Annotated in this window: 2 protein-coding genes; both read right to left on the bottom strand. The window is 53.6% G+C overall.

The window, feature by feature from the left end:
• The coding region (locus lacNas_RS05340) for a TerB N-terminal domain-containing protein (protein ID WP_201346670.1) at positions 1–692 on the bottom strand (692 nt) is incomplete at its 3' end.
• Positions 693–810: 118 nt separating this feature from the next.
• On the bottom strand, positions 811–1,316 hold a 506-nt coding region (locus lacNas_RS05335), incomplete at its 5' end, for a 5'-nucleotidase C-terminal domain-containing protein (RefSeq protein ID WP_201346669.1).

Below are 1,316 nucleotides of genomic sequence, written 5' to 3'. Positions count from 1 at the left end.
TCATACTTGCCGCGGCGGAAGTTGGTCCGCCAGGAAAAATATGCCCGCAGCTGACTGACAGTTAAGTCATGATAGACCGGATGCAGCTGCCGGATCGGCAGCTTTTTCGGGAAATCGTCCTCATAATCCGCCATCATCATTCCTTGGTAGTAAAAGTTGCTCTCCCGCCGGTCGCGAGCCAAATAGTCATAACTGGCCTGCATCTTCTTGATCATGGCACTGGCCGCATCCCCGGCCTGGGTCAGCTCGCGCGTGTAGTCGCTAGCCTGGATAAAGTCCGGCCGGGCAGAGCGCTTGGGGATCGCCTCTTCCTGATAGTCGCCCCCGTCTTGATCCAGCAGGTAGATCTCCTGTTCAGGCCGCTCCAGCGGGCGAGAGCTCTGGTAAGCCGCGTCCAGCGTCTTATAAAAGAAGCGCTCGTTTAATTCAGGGCTGGCAAGATCGACGCTGACCCAGGCCGGATCCTGCATATAGCTGCCCGGTCCGAATGCCGGCTGCTTGGCAAAAAATTTGGCCAAAGAGCCGCATTTTAGCTCAACCGTCTCGCTGCCCTCCTGTTTGACCAGCAAAGCAAAACTTTCGTCTGCTCCCGGGACCGTGACAGCAGCCAGGGTCTGCCCGTCCAGATCGACATAGCTGGCCTGCAGGCCGTATCTGTTCAGAATATAGTCGGCTACTTCAGACAGCCGCATGGTCTCGCCCTCCTTATTCTGGTTTTAATAATTATTATAGCACGCTTTTTCGAACACTCGTTCCAAGACAATATAAAAAATCTTCCCGCTTTGGGAAGATTTAACGATGCAAAAAATGTTACTTTTCCAATGCAGCAGCTTGCGCGGCCGAGATTTCCACCTTCCGGTTCAGTTCCGGACTGGCGATTTGTTTGCCGCTGGCCGTCTGCTGCTTCAAATAGCTGATAAAAGTTTCCGTATCAGTTCCTGACAAGATGCCGACTTTTTTGCCTGAAACAAATTGACTGAAATGATCGCCGCCACCGGCCAAGAATTCGTTGACAACCACCCGGTAGGTCTTGGTCAGCGAGAGTTCCGTCTTGCTGCCTTCACCCACGTAGACTTTAACCACCTTCACATTTCCAGCCGCATCTTTGGTGTAAACGTAATGCAAGCCGCTCATCAGCAGGTAGTAGTGTCCTTCCAGCTTGTACTGCTGCTTGATTGCCGCCAGGATCTGCTTGCCAGTCATGCTTAATACCTGCAGACTGTTCCCAAAAGGCTGAACCGCCATGGCAGCCCCATAGGTAATCGACTTGTCGGCGCTGACGGTCAGGCCCGACCGGACGCCGCCACCATTGGTCA

Origin of the sequence: Lactobacillus nasalidis (genome assembly GCF_016587775.1) — a bacterium.
Taxonomy (GTDB): domain Bacteria; phylum Bacillota; class Bacilli; order Lactobacillales; family Lactobacillaceae; genus Lactobacillus; species Lactobacillus nasalidis.
This window is presented reverse-complemented; position numbering and strand designations above follow the sequence as displayed.